This is a genomic window from Clostridium sp. AF28-12 (assembly GCF_003435225.1).
GTDB lineage: Bacteria > Bacillota > Clostridia > Lachnospirales > Lachnospiraceae > Pilosibacter > Pilosibacter fragilis.
The window spans coordinates 1-3572 of sequence record NZ_QWGJ01000048.1; the positions used below are offsets into that span (position 1 = coordinate 1).

Consider the following 3572-nt stretch of genomic DNA (forward strand, 5'->3'; position numbering starts at 1 on the left):
CCCTGTCAGAACCTTTCTCTGATCGGCAACCGCTCCGGCCTTGCTGGGGCAAAATCAAGCCTGTTCTATCAGGCGTTTCGTATCATACAGGAAATGAGGGATGCTACTGATAACCTATATCCAGCTATCGCTGTTTGGGAAAACGTCATGGGAGCGTTTTCTACAAATGACCGGATGGACTTTAGAGCCGTCCTATCCGCCTTCTCGGACACCGAAGTTCCAATGCCTCCTTCGGGAAGATGGGGAAACGCCGGAATGGTGCGAGGGGGAACGCCTGATGTGTGCTGGCGGCTCATGGACGCCCAGTATTGGGCAGGCTCCCGAAGGCTGGCACGAAGGCAGCGGATTTTCGTCGTGGCGGATTTTGGAGGCAGACGTGCCGCAGACATACTATTTAAGCCCCGTCCAATGCTCCCACTTCCTCCGCCTTGCGGAGAGGGCTGGCGGGCCGCCGCCGAAGGAGATCGAACAGCTTCTTTTGAAACAGGGTGGCAGATACCAGTCATCCACCCCTTTCAGTGCTTCCGTATGCGGGGAGCGGCAAAAAGGCAGGAAAAAACGGCCTTCCGAAACAGCTTCGGATTACCAACTGACCCTTTTCCCACTCTTTTAGCCAGTGATGTAACGCCCTTTGCCTTCTGGTATGAGGGCGACCCGAAGGGCGGCTGTATCCGTTTTCTGACGGAAACGGAAAGCGAACGGCTGATGGGGCTGCCGGAGGGCTGGACAAAGTACGGGGCGGACGGCGTGGAGATCCGGCCTCTGCAACGCTACAAGGCGCTGGGAAATGCGATTGCCCTCCCTTGTGCCGATTACATTATGGCCGGGATTTATGAGGTGCTGGCTGACCGGGCCGGAAAGGAGGAATGAGCCCATGTTTGAAGCTTATATAACCAATACAGCCCTATACCCCTTAATGGGGATTGAGGTAGGGACAACGGTACATTTCCCCATGACGACACAGGAGTTGCAGGCCGCCCTTGCCAAAATCGGGATAGACGGGAAACGGTACAACGAAGTGTTCTTTACCAGCTTTGACAGTGATGTGCTGGGGCTCTACGATCATCTCTACGAATGTGAGAACATCGACGAGCTGAACGAGCTGGGCCACGCCCTGCTGGAAGTACGGGATAAGGGCGGACTGGAAACCTTTGAAGCCGCTCTTGTCTTGGGAAACCACACAAGGAGCGTGAAGGATTTGATAAACCTGACGCAGAACCTTGACCTTTACCGCTTTTACCCGGATATTTCCGATGATGAAGGGCTGGGTCGTCTTTACGCCGACGAGCTTGGGACTATCGACATACCGGAGCACATTCAGAACTACTTCGATCATGAGGCATACGGGCGGGATGTGCGTATCAACGAGGGCGGCGTATTCGCTCCCGGTGGGTATGTGTCGGCAGTCCCGGAGGGCTTCAAGGAGTATTACCACGGGCCGCAGGACATCCCGCCGGAACACCGGATATTTGCCTATCCTGAAAAGGCCGAGCCTGTCCACTCCATTCTCGCTACACTCAAACAGTTTCAAGAAGCCCCACCCGCTCCGAAAAAGGACAAGGCGGGGCCTTCCCATGAAGAACGGTAAGACTTCGGGCCAGCATGGCCCGAAGCATAAAGGAGGTGCATACCATCAACTATTACCCTATCAATGAAGGAGCCGCCCGCCGGGCAAAAGAAATGAACAGCTTTTCCGACTACAAGGAAGGGAGCGCAACGGCGGAATACCGGACAATGGTGGACAAGGCCGCCGCCATAGCGGAACAGCAGAAATCCCGGGTGGACCCCATGTACCATGAGAAGATCGACCATCTGTTAGACACCTACGCCCGCAAGCTGGCCGAAAACATGAACCAAGGCTTTGCCATTGACGCAAGGGTTCCCTCTGTGATGATCGCCGGACCTGCCAATTTCCCGGTGGGAAAGAAGGAAAAGCAAAACCGGGCCCGGGACAGCAACATGGAGGAATGGCGGTATATTCAAGGGCTGCTGGATAAGATACGCAGTACCGGCATGGGCGGGATCAGCGCCGATGACCCAGCAGCGATTGAAAAGCTCCAGAAGAAGCTGGACGGGCTGGAACGCTTCCAGCTCATTATGAAGGAGGTCAACGCCTATTACCGCAAGCATGGCAAGCTGGACGGCTGTGCGCTGCTGTCGCCGGACCAGATTGAAAAGCTGAAAGCAAGCATGGCGTCAAGCTGGCGGAGCGACCCGAGGCCCTTTGAAAGTTACCAGCTTACCAACAACAATGCGGAGATCCGCCGGGTAAAGGCCCGTATCGAACAGCTTTCCAAACAGGCACAGCAGGAATTTTCCGGCTGGGAGTTCGATGGGGGCCGTGTGGAGATGAACCGGGAGGACAACCGCTTGCAGGTGTTCTTTGACGGAAAGCCTGACGCGGACACCCGGGCTGAGCTGAAAAGCAATGGTTTCCGCTGGGCTCCCAGCGTGGGCGCATGGCAGAGGCAGCTCACGGACAACGCCATCCGGGCGGCTGACCGTTTGGAATGTATCAAGCCGCTGTCCGGCGAAAAGCCCTCCCAGCTTCAAAAGAAGCCCTCTATCTTGCAGACCATGCGGGAACAGGGCGAAAAAGTCCAGACAGAGCCGGAAAAGAAAGCTCCGTCCGGCAGGGATGCCGAGCGGTAAGCCTCGGGCCACATTGGCCCGAGGTTTTCTGTTCCCCGATATTGTACGGGGGCCTCCCGGATAGCGGGGACCCCGACGGAAAGGAGGTTTTATGCAGGAAGAAGTAAACCAAAAAACGGTTGCCCTTTCGATCAGGACAACGAAGCTCACGGGAAAAGTGCTGGCTGCCGCTCTTGGAAAGGTGGCGCGGGCGGTGCAAAAGCACCACCGGAAGGCGCTGACCCCGCAGGGACGCCAGAGCGTGAAGAAGCTGATGAACCACTATGGCGGCAAAAGTGCCATGCCCTATGTGGGAGCTCCAAAGGATTTTGACCGGATCGCGAAGGAGTTCCATGTGGACTACGCTTTCCATAAAGTGAGCCCCGGCCATTACCTGCTGTTCTTCAAAGCCAATCAGGCGGACGCCATCACAGCGGCCTTCCAGAAGTACAGTGCAAAGGTGCTGAATAAAGAGCAGGACAAGGCTTCCATCCTCGGCCAGCTTCGGAAATTCACGGAGCAGATCAGGACACAGGCAAAGGAAAAGCAGCGGACCAGAGAGGCGGTGAAGGACGGACGTTGAGTGACAAGATTAGAAAATATGTGCTCCCCAACCTGCCGTACCTCTTTGTGTTCTGGTTTTTCTCCAAAATCGGGACGGCCTACCGGATCGCCCCCGGCACAGACTTCGGGACAAAGCTCATGGGGATGCTCGATACCTTCCCCAAAGCCTTTGAAACCTACTGGCCGGGGCTTGGCGGTATTGACCTGCTGGTGGGCCTTGCCGGTGCGGCTGGGGTGTATCTGCTGATACAGTCAAAGATCAGGCAGGCGAAAAAATTCTGGCGGGATGCGGAATACGGCACCGCCCGCTTTGGAACAAAGGAGGATATAAAGCCGTTTGTTGACCCTAAATTTCAGAACAATGTCATTCTGACCGG

4 protein-coding genes and 1 pseudogene are annotated in these 3572 nt (G+C 55.9%); all 5 read left to right on the forward strand.

Translation table 11 applies throughout. The annotated features are described in order from the left end of the window. A partial coding sequence (locus tag DWY93_RS16545) for a DNA cytosine methyltransferase (protein ID WP_147324227.1) occupies positions 1 to 870 on the forward strand: 870 nt, incomplete at its 5' end. A gap of 4 nt (positions 871 to 874) precedes the next feature. Continuing rightward, positions 875 to 1588, forward strand: coding sequence for an antirestriction protein ArdA (locus DWY93_RS16550; RefSeq protein WP_117472726.1), 714 nt, complete (start codon positions 875 to 877; stop codon positions 1586 to 1588). A gap of 14 nt (positions 1589 to 1602) precedes the next feature. After that, positions 1603 to 2652 (forward strand): hypothetical protein, encoded by a 1050-nt coding sequence (locus tag DWY93_RS16555; protein ID WP_117472728.1) that lies wholly within the window; start codon positions 1603 to 1605, stop codon positions 2650 to 2652. A 91-nt stretch (positions 2653 to 2743) separates the two neighbouring features. Beyond that, positions 2744 to 3214 carry a PcfB family protein gene (locus DWY93_RS16560; RefSeq protein ID WP_007887898.1) on the forward strand — a complete coding sequence of 157 codons (471 nt, stop codon included), beginning with the start codon at positions 2744 to 2746 and terminating at the stop codon, positions 3212 to 3214. After that, a pseudogene (locus DWY93_RS16565) lies at positions 3211 to 3572 on the forward strand (type IV secretory system conjugative DNA transfer family protein); the annotation flags it as partial. The gene DWY93_RS16560 and the pseudogene DWY93_RS16565, both read left to right, overlap by 4 nt.

Coding starts and splice junctions, on each gene's coding strand:
- DWY93_RS16550 (WP_117472726.1), top strand. CDS start 875: ATGTTTGAAGCTTATATAACCAATACAGCCCTATACCCCTTAATGGGG.
- DWY93_RS16555 (WP_117472728.1), top strand. CDS start 1,603: ATGGCCCGAAGCATAAAGGAGGTGCATACCATCAACTATTACCCTATC.
- DWY93_RS16560 (WP_007887898.1), top strand. CDS start 2,744: ATGCAGGAAGAAGTAAACCAAAAAACGGTTGCCCTTTCGATCAGGACA.